Annotated in this window: 15 protein-coding genes; 9 read left to right on the top strand and 6 right to left on the bottom strand. The window is 64.5% G+C overall.

Annotated elements, in window-relative coordinates; genetic code table 11:
* The 4 genes from AUL34_RS13700 to AUL34_RS13685 all read left to right on the top strand — a co-directional run.
* A partial coding sequence (locus AUL34_RS13700) for a xanthine dehydrogenase family protein subunit M (RefSeq protein WP_061934731.1) occupies nt 1–629 on the top strand: 629 nt, incomplete at its 5' end.
* A 4-nt stretch (nt 630–633) separates the two neighbouring features.
* Nucleotides 634–2,859, top strand: a complete 2,226-nt coding sequence (paoC, locus tag AUL34_RS13695) for an aldehyde oxidoreductase molybdenum-binding subunit PaoC (protein WP_061934704.1) — start codon at nt 634–636, stop codon at nt 2,857–2,859.
* A gap of 536 nt (nt 2,860–3,395) precedes the next feature.
* Complete coding sequence (locus AUL34_RS13690; protein ID WP_061934703.1) at nt 3,396–4,427, top strand: zinc-binding dehydrogenase; 1,032 nt, start codon at nt 3,396–3,398, stop codon at nt 4,425–4,427.
* Between the two features lie 84 nt (nt 4,428–4,511).
* Nucleotides 4,512–5,852: an MFS transporter gene (locus AUL34_RS13685; protein WP_061934702.1), complete on the top strand. Its 1,341-nt coding sequence runs from the start codon at nt 4,512–4,514 to the stop codon at nt 5,850–5,852.
* A gap of 178 nt (nt 5,853–6,030) precedes the next feature.
* On the opposite strand, the gene AUL34_RS22320 is transcribed toward AUL34_RS13685, so the two are convergent.
* Nucleotides 6,031–7,059: a hypothetical protein gene (locus AUL34_RS22320; protein WP_156420923.1), complete on the bottom strand. Its 1,029-nt coding sequence runs from the start codon at nt 7,057–7,059 to the stop codon at nt 6,031–6,033.
* 348 nt (nt 7,060–7,407) lie between these two features.
* Nucleotides 7,408–8,328: a LysR family transcriptional regulator gene (locus tag AUL34_RS13675; RefSeq protein WP_244492563.1), complete on the bottom strand. Its 921-nt coding sequence runs from the start codon at nt 8,326–8,328 to the stop codon at nt 7,408–7,410.
* Nucleotides 8,329–8,476: 148 nt separating this feature from the next.
* Between AUL34_RS13675 and AUL34_RS13670 the strand changes: the two genes are divergently transcribed.
* Together AUL34_RS13670 and AUL34_RS13665 are read left to right on the top strand one after the other, a co-directional pair.
* Nucleotides 8,477–9,268, top strand: coding sequence for a carboxymuconolactone decarboxylase family protein (locus AUL34_RS13670; protein WP_061934699.1), 792 nt, complete (start codon nt 8,477–8,479; stop codon nt 9,266–9,268).
* A 67-nt stretch (nt 9,269–9,335) separates the two neighbouring features.
* Nucleotides 9,336–9,800: a cupin domain-containing protein gene (locus AUL34_RS13665; protein WP_061934727.1), complete on the top strand. Its 465-nt coding sequence runs from the start codon at nt 9,336–9,338 to the stop codon at nt 9,798–9,800.
* Nucleotides 9,801–10,033: 233 nt separating this feature from the next.
* Here the strand turns inward: AUL34_RS13665 and AUL34_RS13660 are convergent, their stop codons facing one another.
* The 3 genes from AUL34_RS13660 to AUL34_RS13650 all read right to left on the bottom strand — a co-directional run bounded on the left by AUL34_RS13660 (nt 10,034) and on the right by AUL34_RS13650 (nt 13,241).
* Complete coding sequence (locus tag AUL34_RS13660) at nt 10,034–11,488, bottom strand: NAD-dependent succinate-semialdehyde dehydrogenase (protein ID WP_061934697.1); 1,455 nt, start codon at nt 11,486–11,488, stop codon at nt 10,034–10,036.
* 125 nt (nt 11,489–11,613) lie between these two features.
* Nucleotides 11,614–12,468 (bottom strand): SMP-30/gluconolactonase/LRE family protein, encoded by an 855-nt coding sequence (locus AUL34_RS13655; protein WP_061934695.1) that lies wholly within the window; start codon nt 12,466–12,468, stop codon nt 11,614–11,616.
* 29 nt (nt 12,469–12,497) lie between these two features.
* Nucleotides 12,498–13,241, bottom strand: a complete 744-nt coding sequence (locus AUL34_RS13650) for an SDR family oxidoreductase (RefSeq protein ID WP_061934694.1) — start codon at nt 13,239–13,241, stop codon at nt 12,498–12,500.
* A 232-nt stretch (nt 13,242–13,473) separates the two neighbouring features.
* Between AUL34_RS13650 and AUL34_RS13645 the strand changes: the two genes are divergently transcribed.
* The 3 genes from AUL34_RS13645 (at nt 13,474) to AUL34_RS13635 (ending at nt 16,878) form a co-directional block, all read left to right on the top strand.
* A complete protein-coding gene (locus AUL34_RS13645; protein WP_061934725.1) occupies nt 13,474–14,880 on the top strand; it encodes an MmgE/PrpD family protein in 1,407 nt (468 codons plus the stop codon).
* Between the two features lie 355 nt (nt 14,881–15,235).
* On the top strand, nt 15,236–16,555 hold the full coding sequence (locus tag AUL34_RS13640) for a type II toxin-antitoxin system HipA family toxin (RefSeq protein ID WP_192845752.1): 1,320 nt from the start codon (nt 15,236–15,238) through the stop codon (nt 16,553–16,555).
* Nucleotides 16,555–16,878, top strand: a complete 324-nt coding sequence (locus tag AUL34_RS13635) for a helix-turn-helix transcriptional regulator (protein WP_061934690.1) — start codon at nt 16,555–16,557, stop codon at nt 16,876–16,878. Before AUL34_RS13640 ends, AUL34_RS13635 begins: the two co-directional genes overlap by 1 nt.
* Nucleotides 16,879–16,986: 108 nt before the next feature.
* Here the strand turns inward: AUL34_RS13635 and AUL34_RS13630 are convergent, their stop codons facing one another.
* Nucleotides 16,987–18,126 carry a DUF4427 domain-containing protein gene (locus AUL34_RS13630; RefSeq protein ID WP_192845751.1) on the bottom strand — a complete coding sequence of 380 codons (1,140 nt, stop codon included), beginning with the start codon at nt 18,124–18,126 and terminating at the stop codon, nt 16,987–16,989.
* Nucleotides 18,127–18,302 lie beyond the last annotated feature (176 nt).

Below are 18,302 nucleotides of genomic sequence, written 5' to 3'. Positions count from 1 at the left end.
CCACCGCCGGTAACCTCCTGCAGCGTACCCGTTGCCCGTACTTCTACGACACCAACATGGCCTGCAACAAACGTCAGCCAGGATCCGGCTGTTCGGCCCTGGAAGGCTACTCGCGGCAGCTCGGCGTCGTCGGTGTGAGCGACGCCTGCATCGCCACAAACCCGTCGGACATGAACGTCGCCCTACGGGTGCTCGACGCGGGCGTCGAGACCGTGAAGCCGGACGGCGAGGCGCGCACGATCCCGATCTCGGACTTTCACCGCCTTCCGGGCGACACGCCACACGTCGAGACGACGCTGGAGCCGGGCGAGTTCATCACTGCCGTGACGCTGCCCGCGCCGCTCGGCGGCCGGCACATCTACCGCAAGGTGCGCGACCGGGCGTCCTACGCCTTCGCGCTCGTATCCGTGGCTGCCGTGATCCAGCCCGATGGCTCCGGACGCGTCGCCGTCGGCGGCGTCGCGCACAGGCCATGGCGTGTGGACGCAGCCGATGCCGCCCTGACACGAGGGGCCGGCGAGGCCGCAGGGAAGCTCTTCGAAGGCGCCCGTCCCACCGAGCACAACGCGTTCAAGATCCCGCTGACCGAGCGCACGCTCGCGGCGGTTCTGACCCAAGCCAGGAACTGAGGCCATGAAGTTCGATACTCCCGCGGGTACGAACCCGATCGATCGCATGAAGGTCGTCGGCCAGCCCTTCGACCGCATCGACGGGCGCTTCAAGGTCACCGGGACCGCGCCCTACGCCTACGAGCGTCACGACGTCGGTGCCGACATGGCCTACGGTTCCGTCGTCGGTGCTGCCATCGCGAAGGGGCGAATCTCGGCGATGCATCTGGACGAGGTCCGGCGCGCTCCGGGCGTCCTCGCCATCGTGACGGCTGAGACCGCTGGTACACTGGGCAAGGGCAAGTACAACGTCGCCAAGCTGCTCGGCGGTCCCGAGATCGACCACTACCATCAGGCGGTCGCGCTCGTGGTCGCAAGGACGTTCGAGGAAGCACGGGCCGCCGCCGGCCTCGTTCGCGTCGACTACGTCCGGGAGGACGGACGCTTCGATCTGACCGCGCTCGCACCGGATGCTCGCATCGTCGGAGGCAACAGCGACGAGGGAAGCGCTTCGCCTCCCGAGGATCGGTTCGGCGACTTCGAGGCCGCGTTCGCCGAGGCTCCCGTCCGCCTCGATCAGGAATACACGACGCCCGATCAGAGCCATTCCGCCATGGAGCCGCATGCCTCGACGGCGCGGTGGGACGGGGACGAACTGACGGTCTGGACGTCGAACCAGATGATCGACTGGGGCCTGACCGATCTTGCGGCCACGCTGAACGTCCCCAAGGAGAAGGTTCGGCTGCTCTCGCCCTTCGTCGGCGGCGGGTTCGGCGGCAAGCTGTTCCTGCGTGTGGACGCCGTGCTGGCCGCTTTGGGCGCGAAGGCCGTCAAGCGCCCGGTCAAGGTGGCGTTGACGCGCCCCATGATCCCAAACAACACGACGCATCGTCCAGCCACGATCCAGCGGATCCGCATCGGGGCAGGACGGGACGGCAAGATCACCGCGATCGCCCACGAGAGCACGTCCGGTAACCTGACCGGGGGAGATCCCGAGACGGCGGTGGCCCAGACCAAGCTCCTCTACGCCGGCGCCAACCGTCTTGCGTCGATGCGCCTCGCAGAGATGGACCTGCCCGAAGGCAACGCGATGCGTGCCCCAGGTGAGGCGCCAGGACTGATGGCACTCGAGATCGCCATGGACGAAATGGCGGAGAGCCTCGGTCTCGATCCGATCGAGTTCCGCGTGATCAACGACACGCAGGTCGATCCGATGAAGCCGGATCGACCCTTCTCGCAACGCCAACTCGTCGAGTGCCTGCGACAGGGGGCCGACCGGTTCGGATGGAACGCCCGGAACCCGCAGCCAGGACAGGTGCGCGACGGGCAGTGGATGGTCGGCATCGGCGTCGCCGCGGCCTTCCGCAACAACATGGCCCTTCCGTCCGGCGCCCGTGTCAGGCTGGGCGGCGACGGGGTGGTGACGGTCGAGACCGACATGACGGACATCGGCACGGGCTCCTACACCATCATCGCCCAGACGGCGGCGGAGATGATGGGGCTGCCGCTCTCGCGAGTGGCCGTGAATCTCGGCGATTCCGCGTTTCCAATCTCCGCTGGATCCGGCGGTCAGTTCGGTGCCAACTCCTCGACCGCAGGCGTCTACGCCGCCTGCGTCAAGTTGCGTGAGGCGGTGGCGAGCAAGCTGGGCTTCAACTCGGCCGACGATCTGGTGTTCGCGGACGGCGAAGTGCGCTCCGGTAATCGATCGATCCCTCTGGCCGATGCGGCCGTGGATGGCGAGATCGTCGCAGAGGACAAGATCGAGTTCGACGAGGCGTTCACCGATGCCGAGCAGCAGTCCACGTTCGGCGCCCACTTCGTGGAGGTCGGTGTGGATGTCGCCACGGCCGAGGTGCGGGTGCGGCGCATGCTGTCGGTCTGCGCCGCAGGCCGCATCCTCAATCCGATCACGGCACGCAGCCAGGTCATCGGTGCCATGACGATGGGGGTCGGTGGTGCGTTGATGGAGGAACTCGCGGTCGACAAACGTCACGGGTTCTTCGTCAATCATGATCTCGCCGGATACGAGGTGCCCGTTCATGCCGACATACCCCATCAGGAGGTGATCTTCTTGGACGAGACCGACCCGCGATCGTCACCGATGAAGGCGAAGGGAGTCGGCGAACTCGGATTGTGCGGCGTCGGCGCGGCGGTCGCGAACGCGATCCACAATGCGACCGGGATCCGCGTACGCCACTACCCGATCACCTTGGACAAGTTGATCGAGAAACTGCCAGAAGTGGCCTGAGCGCCCGAGCCTCGGCGGAGCGCTCCTTCGTCCGGGCGGGCATCTATCCAGGCGACCGTCGTGGCGCGCGACCTCTCACGAGGGCGCGCCACTTCTGCGTCCGACCTTTGAAGTCGAGGACGATACGAGGTCTTCAGTCGCCGTGCGTTCGGAGCGCTGCCGAACCCGGCGTGGCAACCCGGCGATCCCGGTCCAAGAGATGTCGGTAGTCTCATTTAGATCGGGGGTCCGTGTCGCGAGTAGATATAAGCTGATATTATTGCCGACCGCCTCAAGGCGGGATCGTTGCTTGAATGCTCCTGGAGGCGGTGGTCAGTATCTGGGCCAGGATGCCGCTCTGGACGACGAGATCGTCGCGGCGTCGTTCCGCAATCCAGGTGCATCGTGAACAGATCAGTGGTTTCATTCGACGACGTCTCCCGGCGGGGTCTGCCCGCGTCCGCTTCAGCGAAGTCGCTGAACGTGACGATACCGGCTACCGGAAACGCAATCGGGTCCTCCGATACGATCGACTGCCGTCGGGCGGGGTTCGTGTCGTGAAGGGGCTGGTGTTCCTAGGGGATCGCCGCACCGTCATCGCCGACTTCGATGATCCGACCCCCGGACACGGGGAGGTCGTCGTCGAGATCAAGGCTTCGGGGATGTGCGGCAGCGATCTGCATTGGTATCGCGCTCCGCACGATCCGAACGTTCCCGTGCAGGCCCGGATGATCGCCGGCCACGAGCCTGCCGGGATCGTTGCTGCCGTCGGCCCAGGCGTGCTTGCGCACGTCGCCAAGGTCGGCGATCGCGTCATGGTGCACCACTACCATGGCTGCACGGTCTGCGATCACTGCCGCACCGGTTGGCCGCAGCTCTGCGAGCCGGTGACCCGGACCACCTACAGTGCGAACGCCCACGGTGCGCATGCCCCCTACATGAAGGTCGCGGCGGCGACGCTGGTGCCGTTGCACGACGACCTCAGCTTCGAGGCGGGCGCGGCGATCGCCTGTGGCACCGGCACGGCCTGGGGCGCGCTCGAGAGAGCCCAGATGCGAGGGGAGGAGACCATCGTCGTCCTGGGGCAGGGGCCGGTCGGCCTCTCCGCGACGCTGCTCGCCTCGACCCGAGGTGCAAGGGTGATCGCGGTGGACCTCGACGAGAACAGACTCGAACTCGCCCGCAGCTTCGGTGCGGACGAGACCATCAACCCTCGGAACGCCGACGTGACCGAGGCCCTGCGCGACCTTACCGGCGGCAAGGGCGTCTCGCTGGTCGTCGAGACCTCGGGTTCGCCGCAGGCCGCGACGTCCGCTCTCAAGGCGATCGCGACGTGGGGCCGCCTGTGCATGGTCGGTGTCGGTGGTCAGGTCACCGTCGAGACGAAGGCTTTGCTGGACCGGCAGGTCACGGTGATGACCTCCTATACGATGTCGACGGTCGGGCAGAAGGCCTGCGCGGACTTCGTCGTGTCGCGTGGACTCGACCTCGACCGCCTCTTCACCGATCGATGGACGCTGGATCAGGCCGAGGAGGCCTATCGACACTTCGATGCCCAGTCGGGCGGGAAGGGCGTCTTCGTCTTCTGAACCTTTCTGCTCGTGCTCGACCGTCCGCGGGAGTGAAGCGGACGCGATCGCACGAACCTATTGCAACGCCACTGGGAGGAGACCATGGCGCATACCGAAAATGCCCTATCGGGCAATCGTAAGAAGATCGGAGCCGCTTCCGTCGGGCAGTTCGGCGAGATCTTCGACTTCGCTGTGTTCGGGTTCTCGGTCCCGATCCTGGCGACGCACTTCTTCCATTCGTCCAGCCCCCAGGCCGCGATCCTCAGCACCTTCACGGTCTACGCCGTCGCGTTCTTCGCCCGTCCGCTGGGTGGCCTGTTCTTCGGATATCTCGCCGACCGGATCGGGCGAGTGCGGATCCTGTCGATCACGATCTGGCTCATGGCCGGCGCGACCGCGGCGATCGGCTTTCTTCCGACCTTCGCGACGATCGGGATCGCGGCCCCCATCCTTCTGGCCTTCTGCCGCCTACTCCAGGGCTTCGCGATGGGCGGCGAGACCAGCGGTGCCACGAGCTACATCCTGGAGTCGGCTCCGGACGACAGACGCGGGTTCTGGGTCGGCGTCGTCTGGTTCTTCGGCCACCTCCCGAATGCCTTCGTCGCGGTCATGCTGGCCGTTCTGCAGTTCGCCGCGGGGCCCGAGACCTATTCGGACTGGGTCTGGCGTCTGCCGTTCATCCTCGGCGGCCTCATCGGCGTCGTCGGCTTCTGGATGCGTCGCAACCTGGAGGAACCGGCGGAATACGTTGAGGCCAAGCGGACGAGCGACGCGCAACAGCTTCGCGACGACCGCCGGGCCAGCCTTCGTTCGATGCTCTATCTGCTGCTGATCCAGCCGGTCCAGACGGTCGGCTCGTACCTGCTGCTCGGATTCATGTACACGTTTCTTGTTCGGCAGGCCGGACTCGACGCGAACGCCGCACTCGCGTCCAATGCGATCGCTGTCTTCGTGCTGTCGCTGTTCCTGGTGGTCGGCGGGTTCATGGCGGACCGCATCGGTCGCAAGCCGGTACTGACTGCAGGAGCCCTGTGGATCGCCTGCGCGGCCTATCCGGCCCTGCAGTTCGCGTCCGCCGGCACCTTCGGTGGTGCTCTTCTCGGGCAGCTCCTGATCGGCATCGGCATCGGGCTGTACGGTGGGGCCTCGTTCGCAGCCGCCGTCGAGTTCTTTCCGACGTCGTTCCGTGCGACGGGACACGCGGTCTCCTACCAGCTTACGGTCGCCGTGTTCGGAGGGACCACGCCGCTGATCGCAGCTTGGCTGGTCGGGTACTTCGGCACCCCCATCGCGCCGGGCTACTATGTCATCGCGATCGCCATCCTGGGCGTCGTCGCGATCCAGTTCGTACCTGAGACCAGGAACGCAAGGCTGCGCAGTGCGGCCGGTGAAGTTGAGCACGCTACGGAGGCGAAGCCAGCCACGACGTCCATCAACGTTTGATCCATATACTCTGGTTGGACCCGATCAGGATCGTCCGCCGTACAGGCGGTCTCGATCGGGTCACTCCCTGAGCGCCCCGCACTTCGCCTGCCGCTTCCCCTCAATGCCTTGGATACACGGACGCCGAATGCCGATGCGGTCGAAGTCTGCGTTCCGGCAAAGCCGAGCAAAAATCGCGCTACGGGCCGGGGAGCTCGATGCGCGGTGTGTGAATGTAATCAAACCCTGGAAACTTGATGGCGATGTTGATCGTCGGACGATGCCCATGGTTTGCGAACATGCTCATCCGTTTGATCCTTTCACGAACTCCTTCGTCAACGAGTTGATTCTGTATCTTCGCAATGATGTCGGAGTTTCTATCGAATAGTAGCTTCCGGACCATGAGTTCGTCGTCGTTCGCATACGATTGACCACGATACATCACGTCCAGAGCCCGTGTGTCACTAGCATCTTGATCGAAATAATGGTCCATGAGGAATAGCACCCACGGTCGGGTCAGTTCATCATCTGAATGCAGAAGTTCGCTTAGCGTGGATGGCAGGTGTCTGGCTACCCATAGCCCAGCCGCTTTCGCCTGATCCCACTCGTCAGGTCGTTTGCTGAGGTTTCCCAGTAGCCTTTGATATACGTGTGCACTCGGATCGAGTTCCAGTGCGTCTGACGGGCAGTAAAGATTGTACAGTAAGCCGTCGCCTAAATGATTTCTGACGCTCTCTACCGCCGCATCTTGGCCAGCCGTGACGCCGAAAGCCGCATCACCTGTCCAATCATGATCGTCGATAGTTGCTTCCGACCCAAGCGTTTTGGCAATTTTCGCCTGGAAGAAATAGAAGGCATCCCAGCTAGCGGTGACGGCGTTCACATCTTCACTTGTGTCTTCATATGACAAGCGGACAGCGTAATCGGCTTGTGTGACGCGACCTTCGTAAGGTTGAGTGAACTCCTCAGCCCTAATTTCGAATCCAACGTCTCGGTATCCCGGAATGCGTCCCGCAGCCTGAGCCAATTCCTCCCTGAATTGTTGAGGGGTGAAACGCAATCCATCAGGCGGCTGCGTCTTCTCGCTGAGATGCAAGCAGCGGAGAAGTCTGCGGGTAGTTGTGATCTCTCCAGTCCGACCCTTGGTTTGTGTAACTTCACGTGAGACGAAACGATCGACTTCCGAGAAGAATTTCAGAAAAACAGGCTTCAACTCGTCTGGTAGCATGCGGCCTCTGGAATCGGTTGGATCGAAATGACGTCTGAAGTTCTGAGTACACCCGCCTGCGGGCCAGACCAATTACGTCGGGTCTGAAGCGCTCGTTATAGCATAGGCTTAAGCTAGGTTTTCCTACGTCGAGAACCTTTCTGGTAGCTATTCACCTACACCGAAGATCCACCATTCGCGCAACCTGGAAAACCGGTCTCCGGTCAACTGGCATCCGCCGGACTAGGAAAGGCGAGCGCCCGAACGGGGCGCTCAAACGACTTGCCGAGATGCGCTGATGAAGTCGCTGCGTCCAATTCCTTGGCATCTGATGCCTTCGCTCGTTGCACATCGCATGGTGTTCCGAGCCTACCGATCTACGTCACGGCTGCGGTACCGGAGTGCGTCCGCAAGGACAGTGAAAGCGGGCGAGGGCTGTCGGCGGCTCGCATAGTACAGATGATAGCCGGGGAAGGGAGCACACCAGTCGTCGAGCGTCTGAACGAGGCTTCCATCTGCGAGATGATCACGTACCAGGGTCTCGGGCATGTACGCCAGACCGAGACCGGCAAGCGTCGCCCGAAGCCGGGGCTTCGTGCTGTTGAAGACGAGCTGTCCGTCGACACGCACGCGCAGTTCGCGACCGTCCTTCTCGAACTCCCACGCGTATATCCCGCCATGCGTCGGCAGGCGCAGATTGATGCAGTTGTGTTCCAGAAGGTCCTGGGGCCGCGTCGGCGCGGTACGCCCGGCGAAATACGAAGGCGCACCGACGATAATCATACGCATCTCGGGACCGACAGGCACCGAGATCATGTCCTTGGCGACCTGCTCTCCAATCCGGATCCCGGCGTCGTAGCGCTCGGCCACGATGTCCGTCAGGCCGTAGTCGATGGTGACTTCCACCTTGATGTCCGGATGGTTGGGTAGGATCCGTTCCAAGGCCGGCGCGAGGACGACGTCGACGGCGTGCTCGTCCGCGGTGATGCGGATCGTGCCTGCCGGTTTGTCCCGGTACTCGCCGAGCGCATTCAGTCCGGCGACGATCCCTTCGTACAGGGGCGCGATCGTCAGAAGAAGGCGCTCTCCAGCCTCGGTCGGAGAGACGCTGCGCGTGGTGCGAGCCAGCAGACGAACCCCGAGCCGCGCCTCGAGCTGACGAACGGTATGGCTCAGGGTCGGCTGCGAGATGCCGAGCTTCGCCGCTGCACGCGTGAAGCTGCGCTCCTGCGCCACGGCAAGGAAGGCTTGCAGGTCGCTGAGATCGTCACGGGTATTCATCGACGCCATCTATAACCACGTGCGGATTGGGCTGTCTAATTCGACGGTCCAGAATGTCTAAGTACGGTCTGTCCGCTTCGATCCCTATCTGGCCCGACACGAACGACAGCGTCCCGGCGACGACTCGATCCTCCCGAAGTTTTCCAGAGGAACCACCATGAAGCTCCTATCGACATCGATCCTCACCGTCTCGCTCGGGACGGCAGCCATGGCGCAGGACGGCCAGTCCGACCCCGAACTGCCGAGAAGCGCATCCAGCCTGTCCCAGACCGAGATCGGCACCGTCTCGCCGGCGCTGGCCCGGTATGGTCGAGATACCGTCGTCGAAGGCCTGTGGAAGCGTCCTCAGCTATCCCGGCGCGACCGCAGCCTCGTCACCGTTGCGATACTGGTCGCTCGAGGCCAGACCTTCGATCTCGCGCATCACATCGAGGGTGCGCTCGATGGCGGCGTGACGCCCGTCGAACTGTCGGAGACGATCACGCATCTCGCGTTCTACGCAGGGTGGTCGAACGCCATGGCCGCCGTCGATGTCGCCAGGACCGTGTTCGCCGAACGCGGCATCGCCGCAGATGGCCTTCCTGCTGCTTCACCCGATCTGCGACAGATCGACGAAAGGGCCGAGGCTGCACGGAAGGCGAGCGTCGGGCAGCTCCTCGGCACGGCCTCGCCGGGCCTGGCGGAGTTCACCACCGACCCGCTCTTCGCGGACGTCTGGCTGCGGCCCGACCTGGATCCCCGCGACCGCAGTCTCGTGACGATCTCCTCGCTGATGGCCAACGGGCAGGTCGCCCAGCTTGCCGGACATCTGAACCGGGCCTTGGACAATGGTCTGACGGAGGAGGAGGCCGGCGAGGTCGTCACCCAGATCGCCTTCTACGCCGGCTGGCCGAACGCCTTCTCCGCAGGACCGGTCGTCAGGGAAGTCGTCGAGAAGCGCCCGAACTGAAACTCACCTCCTCGCGGGTGGGGTGACCCTGAACACATTCTTCCGCACGACAGAAAGGCTCATCGCCATGAAGAACACGCTCATCGCCGCCTCGTTGGCCGTAGCCGGCGCCACCGCTGCCAGCGCGCAGGAGATCGGGGTCTACCCCGCTGGATCCGCTCCATCGATGCTCGCCAGCCCTGAGAACTTCACGGGCCACGTGGTGGTCAACCCGCTCCTTCCTTCGTCCGTCGACACACCGGCCGCCTCCGGTCTCGTCTCCTTCGCGCCGGCGGCACGCACCGCATGGCACACGCATCCTGCAGGCCAGATGCTGATCGTGACGGCCGGCAAGGGGTGGGTCCAACGCGAGGGCGAGCAGAGACAAGACATCTCGGCAGGCGATACCGTCTGGATCCCGGCAGGAGTGAAGCACTGGCACGGGGCGACCGACGTCACGGCGATGAGCCATGTCGCCTTGACCTACATCCTGGACGGCAAGAATGCCGACTGGATGGAGCTGGTTACCGACGACCAATTTGCCGGGCGATGAACCGCATCTTTACGAAGCGGCATCCGGTGCCGCGTCGCGGGACGGTCTCGACAGCGGCATCTGCCGGCACCGTCGGCCGCTGCGAGGGCAGGGGACGCGACGTCGTCACGCTTAGAAGAGGCCTACCTTAACGGATGCTACGTGAGCCGGATCGAAACGTGTCGATCCGGCTCCCTGCGACGCGGACGTCGGAGCGCTGGTAACCGTCATCGAGCCGGTGGACCGCAGATCGGTCAAACCATGACCCGGCGCTCGGCGATGGTCTTGGCCACCGTATAGCTGTGATACATCTCGGGGCCGCCCTCGCGACCGATGCCGCTCTCGCGATATCCGCCGAAGGGCGCGTCCGCCCCAGGGCTCGTGAAGACGTTCAGTGCGACCGAGCCCACCTGCAGTTCCCTGGACAGGTGATCGGCCCGCTGCATCGAGTTCGTGAACACGAATGCGGCGAGGCCCATCTCGAGACTGTTGCTGATATCGAGAGCCTCGTCCATGGAGTCGACCGGGGCGCAGGGCGCGATCGGCCCGAACGGCTCCTCGCTCATGATCCTGGCCTCCAGCGGAACGTCGGCGAGAATCGTCGGGGCGTAGAACCAGCCACGGTTGCCGACACGTTGGCCTCCGGTCGCGATCCTCGCTCCGTTAGACACTGCGTCCTCGACGAGATCCGCCATGGCCGCCAGGCGTCTGCGATTGGCCAGCGGGCCCATCTGAACGCCCTCTTCGAAGCCGTCACCGACCTTGAGCTTGGCGGCCTTGGAAGCGAAGCTCTCGACGAAGTTCCCGTAGACCGATTTGTGGACCAGGAACCGGGAGGGGGCCGAGCAGAACTGCCCCGCCATGCGGAACTTCCAGTTGGTCGCCATCTGCGCGACGCCGTCCACGTCGACGTTCTCGTCGATCAGCACGGGCGCATGGCCACCCAGTTCCATGAGGACGGGCTTCATCGTCTCGGCCGCGAGCCGCGTCAGATGCTTGCCGACGTGGATCGAGCCCGTCAGCGTCACGAGCCGGGTGATCGGGGATAGGACAAGCGTACGCGACACCTCGTCGGGATCGCCGAACACGACGTTGAGGACGCCCTTGGGAAGGCCGGCGTCGATGAAGCACTGAGCGAACAGACACGCCGTCGCCGGGGTCTCCTCCGCTGGCTTGAGGATCACTGAACACCCCGCGGCAAGCGATGCGCTGACCTTCCGCGAAGGAGCGCTCATCGGCACGTTCCACGGCGTGAAGGCCGCCACCGGCCCGATGGGTTCGCGGACCACGAACTGCTGGATCGGAGGGTCGGTCGGGACGATGCGGCCGTAGAGACGCCGCAGCTCTTCGGAGTCCCAGTCGAGGAAGGTGGCGGAACGCTCGATCTCGGCCAGGGACTCGGGGATGGTCTTGCCGAGTTCCATCGTGAAGATCGGGGCGATCATGGACGCCCGCTCGCGGATGAGGGCGGCGGCCCGCCTCATGATCGCCGAACGCTCGGACGGCGGCGTGCGACGCCAGACGTCGAAACCACGGGCGGAGGAGGCGAGGGCGTTCCGCAGATCTTCGGTGGTCGCCTTGGGAACCTGACCGATGATCGCCTCGTCGCTCGGGTTCTCCACCTCGCACAGCGTCGGACGGTCGTAGATCCATTCGCCATCGATCAGGAGGCCGATGCGGGGATAGGCGGGCTTCGGTGTGTCACTCATGTCGGTCTCTTTCGGTTGGCCGCCTGCGAGGCAGCCTTGCATTTCATCGTTGGGACATCGGTCCGTCGCGGTCGGCGTTTCGGGAGCGGTGCCTTCGTCGCCGACGGTCGCGCAGTCCTTCGGGATCAGGGCACCGTGTCGGATGGTCCTGGGACATCCACGTGTGCAGTAAGGATCGCGCTGTTTCGCTTTCCCGCGGACATGTCCTCGTCCGTCCCGAGGAAAGCGGTCATGAAGAGCGTGCGTCGATCCGGTCCGCCTAGGGTGCAGGAGATCCCGGAACCGTCGATCTTGATCCGATGGGTTATCTCGCCGCCGTCGATCACTCTCACGAACTCGCCGGTGTTGTAGATCCCGACCCAGAGCGCGCCGTCCCGATCGGCGCACAGACCGTCCGGCTGCCGGCCATCGAGGTCCGCGAACAGCCGGCGGTTGGCCAGCCTGCCGGATCCGTCCAGATCGAAGGCGGCGATGCGAGCCTCCCACGTCTCAGCGACGACCAGCGTCCGTCCATCGTCGACGATCGTCGAGCCGTTGGGAAAATCGACTTCGTGGGCCACGGCTTCGATCGTGCCGTCCGGGTCCACGCGGTGAAGGGAGGTCGTCCTGCGCGGATCGCCGGCCACGAAATCGTATCCGAAGTCGCCGACGTAGATGCGGTCGTGACGGTCGATGGCGAAGTCGTTCAGCCAGCCGTTCGCGACGTCCGAGAGGTCCGCATGCTCGGCGAGTTCGTCACCGTCCAGGCGGAGCAGTCTGCAGTCCTTCGCCGAGGCGACGATCAGCGTTCCGTCGGACAGGAAGCCCAGGCCCGATGGCCGGGTCGGCACCGGGATGCGCCGTTCGACCACCCCATGGTCGGACAGGATGCAGATCTCGTGCGCGAAGACGTCGGAGACGAAGAGACGTCCGTCCCGCCACTTGGGTGCCTCCAGGAACATGAAGCCGTCGGCGAACCTCGCCGGTGTCAGGGTCTGCATTCCAGCCTCCCAGCCGATCCTGTCGCGGCCTACCAGCCGCCGTCGCAGTGGACATTCTGTCCGCTGATCAGGTCGGCCTGGGAGGACGAGAGGAAGACCGCCAGGTTGGCGATGTCGACCGGCTCGATCCGGCGCTTCAGGCTCTGACGCTCCATGATCCAGTCGTGGTACTGCTGGCGCCGTGCTCCGAAGTGCCGTCCCTCGGCGTCGGAGAGAACCGCGCCCGGCGAGATGCCGTTGACGTTGATACCGTGCCGTCCGAGTTCGCGTGCCATCGATTTGACGAGGCCGTACATCGCACCCTTCGATGCAACGTAGGGAACGAAGCCGTCCCAGTGACCGGTGAGGGTCAGGGACGTCATGTTGACGATCTTGCCGGCCTTCTTCCGCTTCATGTGCTCCGCGCATGCTCGGGAGAGCACGAACGCCGCCGACGAGTTGATGCGGATCTCCTTCTCGTAGTCCTCGATCGAGAACTCCTCGTGGGGCTTGTTGACGACGAAGGCGGCGTTGTTGACGAGCACGTCGATGCCACCGACCTCGTTCGCCAGGGCCTGCACCGCCGTCTCCGCACCTGCCAGATCGTTCAGGTCGCACCCGAAGTACCGGACGCCCGCCGGAAGCTTGCCGGCATGGTCGTCATGCCGATCGAGCCCAGGGCGGTCCGATGCGATCACCTGGGCACCTTCCTCGTGGAAGCGCGCCACGAGCGCCTCGCCGATCGTGCCCAGCGCGCCGGTGATGAGGGCCGTCCTGCCGCTCAACTGTCCCATGAGAGTCTCCCGCATTCGATCTCGGGCTGAAAATTCCATCTCGACGCGGGGAAGGAAACCGGGAAAGCTGCGGGACGCCCGAGCGGTATAATGGTGCGCTATAGGGCAGGGCGGAAGCGCGGGAGGGAAGGGGACATCGGGGTTCCGCCTCGGCCGGCGAATGGGTAACTCCATTCGGACCCTCTTCCCCAGATCGCGCCGCCCCGCCGGCGTCTTCGAGAAGGATCCCGCCATGTCAGCGGACCGCGACCTCGTCCACATCCTCGCCTCCCATGCCGCGGACCTGCGGTACGAGGATCTGCCGGAGGAGGCACGGTCGGCGGCGAGGAAGAGCATCCTGGACACGCTCGGCGTGATCCTGGCCGCGAGCGGCATGGAACCGGCGGTCCGCGGCGTCATGGAGATCGTCGCCGAGAGTGGAGGGCGGCCCGACTGCACCGTGCTCGGCTTCGGAGGCCGCGCCCCTGCGTTGATGGCGGCGATGGCGAACGGTGCCTTGGCCCACTGCCTCGACTACGACGATCAGACGCCGTGGGGGCAGCACTGCGCCAGCTCCATCGTGCCTGCCGTCTTCGCCGTCGCCGAGCGGCAGGGTGGTGTGACGGGAAAGGAGCTGATCGCGGCGGTGGCGGCGGGCCAGGACATCTTCGGTCGGCTTCGCTGCAACGTCGAGTGGAAGAAGGACTGGAACCTCTCCACCGTTCTGGCCGTCTTCGCGGCGACGGCTTCCGCGGGGCGCGTGATGGGCCTTTCGGCATCCAGGATCGCACACGCGATGGGGATCGCGACGATGCAGTCGAGCGGCGTGATGGAGATGGTCGCCGGCCGAGGGAGCGACCTTCGGGGAATGTACGCGGGCTTCTCGGCGAAGGGCGCGGTCCTCGCCGCGATGATGGCCGAGAAGGGGGTCACGGGCATCGATCGCGCCTTCGAGGGTCGGTACGGATTCATGAACACCTACTTCGGCGGAGGCTACGACCGGGCGGGAATCCTGGACGGCCTCGGCCGGGCGTTTCTCGGGAGCGGCACGCTGTACAAGCGTTGGCCCTGCGTCGGCACGGCCCACAGCCACATGAAGGCCGCCATCGACATCGTCCAGGAGAACGACCTGCGGCTTGACGACATCCAGGAGATCCGGCTGCACGTCGGCGACTACCACGACCTGATGTGCCAGCCGCTCGACGAGCGACGTGCCCCCGCCACCCTAGCCGACGCCAAGTTCAGTCTACCGTTCCTGGTCTCGGTGGCGATCGCCCGGCGCGGCATGAGCGTCTCCGACTTCTCGGAAGCCGGCCTGCGTGACGAGGTCGTGCTCGCCATCGGACGGAAGATGACACTCGTCTCCGATCCCAGTCTCGACTGGAAGCTCGAGATGCCTCCCGGCCGCGTCGAGATCCTGACCCGCGACGGACGGCGCTGGCTCGTCGAGGGGCACCATGTTCCAGGGAACGGCGATAATCCCATGAGCTGGGACGACATCGCGACCAAGTTCACGGAATGCGGGTCCGTCGCCTTCGCCCGGATATCTCCGGAGGCCCTCTCGGACACGATAGGGTTGGTCGGCGAACTGGACCGGATCGAGGATGCGACCTGCCTGGTCCGCCGATTGGCCATTCCTTCCGCCCTTCCGCCGTCCTGAGGCGGTACTCGGATCATCGTTCTCGTGCCACGAGCCGATCCGTTGCCTGGTTCAAGCGGTTGGTGGGAGGGTGACGGTGCTCTTGGCGGCAGCGTATCGCGACGATTCCGAGAGGCCACGACCTCCCTTGCGATGGCCATCGATACCGACCTTGAGCAGGACGGGTATCTAGTGAGTTTCGAGCCTACTGACCGGTCCTGGCCCCCGGCGTGGAAGCGGCACTTCTTGGCGCCAGAGCGGCTCCGGCTCAGATATGACCCACTGAGATGGGTTGATAGTCACTCAGGGCGGCGTTATATGACCCATCATAGAGGGTCATATGCTTACGTTTCAGATCTGGCACGACCAGCGGTGGTTGGACGCTGCAACAATCGTCTTCGACGAGCCCCGGCGTGGGTTCGAAGGTAGTGCGCATCTGTCCTACGAGATGGACTACGTCGTGGAGACGACCGCGTCCGAGATGGCCCAGGGCATCGCCGTGACCGATAGGCGGGCCCTGTCCGTCAACTTCCCGGTCGACTTCGCCGATTACCAGCTACGGCGCTGGCCCGCGTTCCTCCTGGATCTGATGCCTCAGGGTCACGCTCGCAGGGCGCTTCTCCGCGATCTGAACCTCGACGAGCACAGTCGTTCCTCGGACCTGCCGCTGCTCGTCAGGGCAGGGGGATCCACGATCGGAAACATCAGGATCAAGGAGGCCTGGGAAGAGGAACGCCGCCGGCTGGACGGTTTCGATCCGATCGGCGTCGAACTCGAGGAGATACTGGGTCGAACCGACCGCTTCATGGAGGTCGTGAACCGTCACGCCATGCTCGCTTCCGGATCGAGCGGTCTCCAGGGTGAGTGGCCGAAGGTGGCGATGACGTTGTCCTCGGACGGGCTCTTCTATCCGGATCCGTTCGTCACCGACGACGAGGCGGTCGAGCATGTCATCGTGAAACTCCAACGTGAGCCGAACGAGGAGGATGCCGCGATCCTGGAGGCCGAGGTCGCCTACTCGCACATCGCTCATGATCTGGGACTGAACGTCCATCGTCCATCCACGTACGCGCCGGGCGTCGCGGTTATCCCACGTTTCGACAGGACGACCATGAACGGACGGGTCGAACGTCACGGCCAGGAAAGCATGGTCTCCGCCCTCGGCGTCAGCGAGTTCGGTTGGACGGACACACACGAGAACTACCTGCGTCGCCTCGTCGAGGTCTCTACCTCCCCACGTGACGACGTCGTGGAATATGTCCTGCGTGATGTCGCAAACCTTGCGATGGGCAACTCGGACAATCACGGGCGCAACACCGCGATCACCAAGAAGGCAGACGGGACGGTGCGTCTGTCCCCGCTGTTCGACTTCGCGCCCATGAAGCTGTCCCGTCAGACCATCATGCGATCAACCAAGTGGGAATGCATGCGGGCCAGCGGCGGTGAATACTCTCCTGACTGGGAGATCGTCTGCGACGCGCTTGCTCCCCTCGGGGTCGATCCGGAGGACCTGATGGGGGAGATCCGCGCCTTCGCCGAGCGGCTGGCCGATGTTCCCCGCTGGGTGGGAGACTACGGACTGCCCGACATGGTGCAGCGACGGGCGCTCGCCAACTGCGAGGAGATCGTGGCCGGAATCCTAGGTCCCGAGGAGGCCGCACCGGAGAAGCCGGTCCATGTGGGGCCACGTCCCTGATGGCGCGATGGAAACCGCCCACTCCGGACGAGATCCGCGTCCTGCGCCGTGGGATCGCGGATCGAGCGAGGAAAGGGAACCTGAGGTTCCCGGAGGACCTACCGGAGATCCGGCGTTCGCTCGGCATGACGCAGGATCGCTTCGCGGCCCTGACGGGTCTTACCCGGCGCCAGCTATCGGAGATCGAGAGCGGCGCCGGCAACCCGACGCTGGAGACGATCAAGAGGATCGGGCGCATCTTCGGCTTCCAGGTCGGGCTCATTCTGCCGGACCTGGGGGAGGAGCGGAGTGCAGGGCCAATGGATACCGAAACACGACCCTGACGCTTGGCGAGGTAAGCGCCCGACGAAGGGGAAGTCATGCTTGGAGGCGTGCAGGCACGGAATCCGAGAGCCAGCGTACGAGACGAGGAAGCTGCGATGAGCCACGCATCATCCGTCCGTGGCGTAGTTGTAGATTTTTCGATCGTGGAGCGGAGGTTTGGAGTAATTGGGCATTGCATCCGGATCGCAGGACCCTTGTACCGAATGGTACGTCGCCCTCAGTTCGTGACGCTCCAGGAGGACGTCGGCCAATCTTCGGGTCAGCTCCTCGCGTCGGGCAAGCGAAAGGCGGCGCCCGATCTGGGTGTCGATCAGGTATCGTCCCTCCTGATCGACATGAACCATGTTCCCGGACACGAGTGCTCGGGTCATTTCATGAGCGATATCCGTCAGCCACAGCCAGCAACCGCCATCCTGCCGGCCGGTATTCGGCAGCCTGGTGGCATCCACTCCATCGATCGCCTGTCCGAAAGCGGAGATCAGTCGGTTTCGTCGTGACCTCTGCATCGACAGCAGATCCGACAGGTCCATCGCGGCAGCCCGAAGCGCCTCCTGTACACCGTCGGGCTCCCGTAGGTGCGTCATCGACGGAATGTCGTCGCGAACGATCACGAACCGATAACTGCCTCGCGTACCGCGATCGTGCTGGACCAGAATGTCGTGTCTCACCCGCTCGGCCTGAGAACGCGACTGTACGATCACGCCCTTTCCTTCGAACTCCAGATCGAGACCAGGGAGCGCACGCCCGTCGGGAGAGGGGATGCCATCCTGTTCGGGAAAGGTTCCGCGGAACGGCCAGCGCCACTCGCGCTCGTGGGTCCAGTCGATCCTACCGTCCGCGGAGAGCGTCACGTAGCGAAACTGCTCGATAGGCGGAAGTTCGGCTTCTGGGAACGTGCGACGGCCGTCCCGACCGGTCCTCGGGCCGGAACGCGTTCCGGATCGACCGTAGATCGCAGGAATGGCTCCGGCTGCCAGGAGTTCGGCTTTCGGCAGCACGAGGGCGATCGGACTCATCGCCTCATCCTTGGCAGCTCTGGCCTCGCCGGCTTCGATGAATGCCGCGATGGGCATGTCCGTGAAGCAGACGGCCGGATCGGGGCCGTGGATCGTCCTCTTCCCCTTGCGTTGGGACCAGGTCGCCCAAAGCCTATTCAACCGGATCGCGTTGCGAAGCAGGAAGAATGGAGGGACGTGATCGTCCTCGGTAATCGCCCCCGGCCCCCAGTCGTCCGGGTAGAAGGTCATGTCCGCGTCTTCGTACCTGACCTTGCGAAAGAAGTGGATCAGAAACGGCGAAAGGTCGAAGCGGACATCGTTCCTGGTCATGATCCCTCGTCGACGCGGGACCGAATCCATCCAGGGAGCCGATACGCCCTGTGTCTCTCGCAGGATCGGAACGGGCGAACGTTTCCTCGGCTCTG

It is taken from the genome of Aureimonas sp. AU22 (genome assembly GCF_001463745.1).
In the GTDB taxonomy this organism is placed as follows: Bacteria; Pseudomonadota; Alphaproteobacteria; order Rhizobiales; family Rhizobiaceae; genus Aureimonas.
The sequence above is the reverse complement of the archived record's forward strand: the minus strand, read 5'-3'. Positions and strand labels throughout refer to the sequence as shown.

Excerpts from the sequence above, each read along its gene's own strand:
- AUL34_RS13675 (WP_244492563.1), bottom strand. The coding sequence starts at position 8,328 with ATGGCGTCGATGAATACCCGTGACGATCTCAGCGACCTGCAAGCCTTC.
- AUL34_RS13650 (WP_061934694.1), bottom strand. The coding sequence starts at position 13,241 with ATGGGACAGTTGAGCGGCAGGACGGCCCTCATCACCGGCGCGCTGGGC.
- AUL34_RS13635 (WP_061934690.1), top strand. The coding sequence starts at position 16,555 with ATGGCGCGATGGAAACCGCCCACTCCGGACGAGATCCGCGTCCTGCGC.
- AUL34_RS22320 (WP_156420923.1), bottom strand. The coding sequence starts at position 7,059 with ATGCTACCAGACGAGTTGAAGCCTGTTTTTCTGAAATTCTTCTCGGAA.
- AUL34_RS13665 (WP_061934727.1), top strand. The coding sequence starts at position 9,336 with ATGAAGAACACGCTCATCGCCGCCTCGTTGGCCGTAGCCGGCGCCACC.
- AUL34_RS13645 (WP_061934725.1), top strand. The coding sequence starts at position 13,474 with ATGTCAGCGGACCGCGACCTCGTCCACATCCTCGCCTCCCATGCCGCG.
- AUL34_RS13685 (WP_061934702.1), top strand. The coding sequence starts at position 4,512 with ATGGCGCATACCGAAAATGCCCTATCGGGCAATCGTAAGAAGATCGGA.
- AUL34_RS13630 (WP_192845751.1), bottom strand. The coding sequence starts at position 18,126 with ATGACCTTCTACCCGGACGACTGGGGGCCGGGGGCGATTACCGAGGAC.
- AUL34_RS13670 (WP_061934699.1), top strand. The coding sequence starts at position 8,477 with ATGAAGCTCCTATCGACATCGATCCTCACCGTCTCGCTCGGGACGGCA.
- AUL34_RS13660 (WP_061934697.1), bottom strand. The coding sequence starts at position 11,488 with ATGAGTGACACACCGAAGCCCGCCTATCCCCGCATCGGCCTCCTGATC.
- paoC (WP_061934704.1), top strand. The coding sequence starts at position 634 with ATGAAGTTCGATACTCCCGCGGGTACGAACCCGATCGATCGCATGAAG.
- AUL34_RS13655 (WP_061934695.1), bottom strand. The coding sequence starts at position 12,468 with ATGCAGACCCTGACACCGGCGAGGTTCGCCGACGGCTTCATGTTCCTG.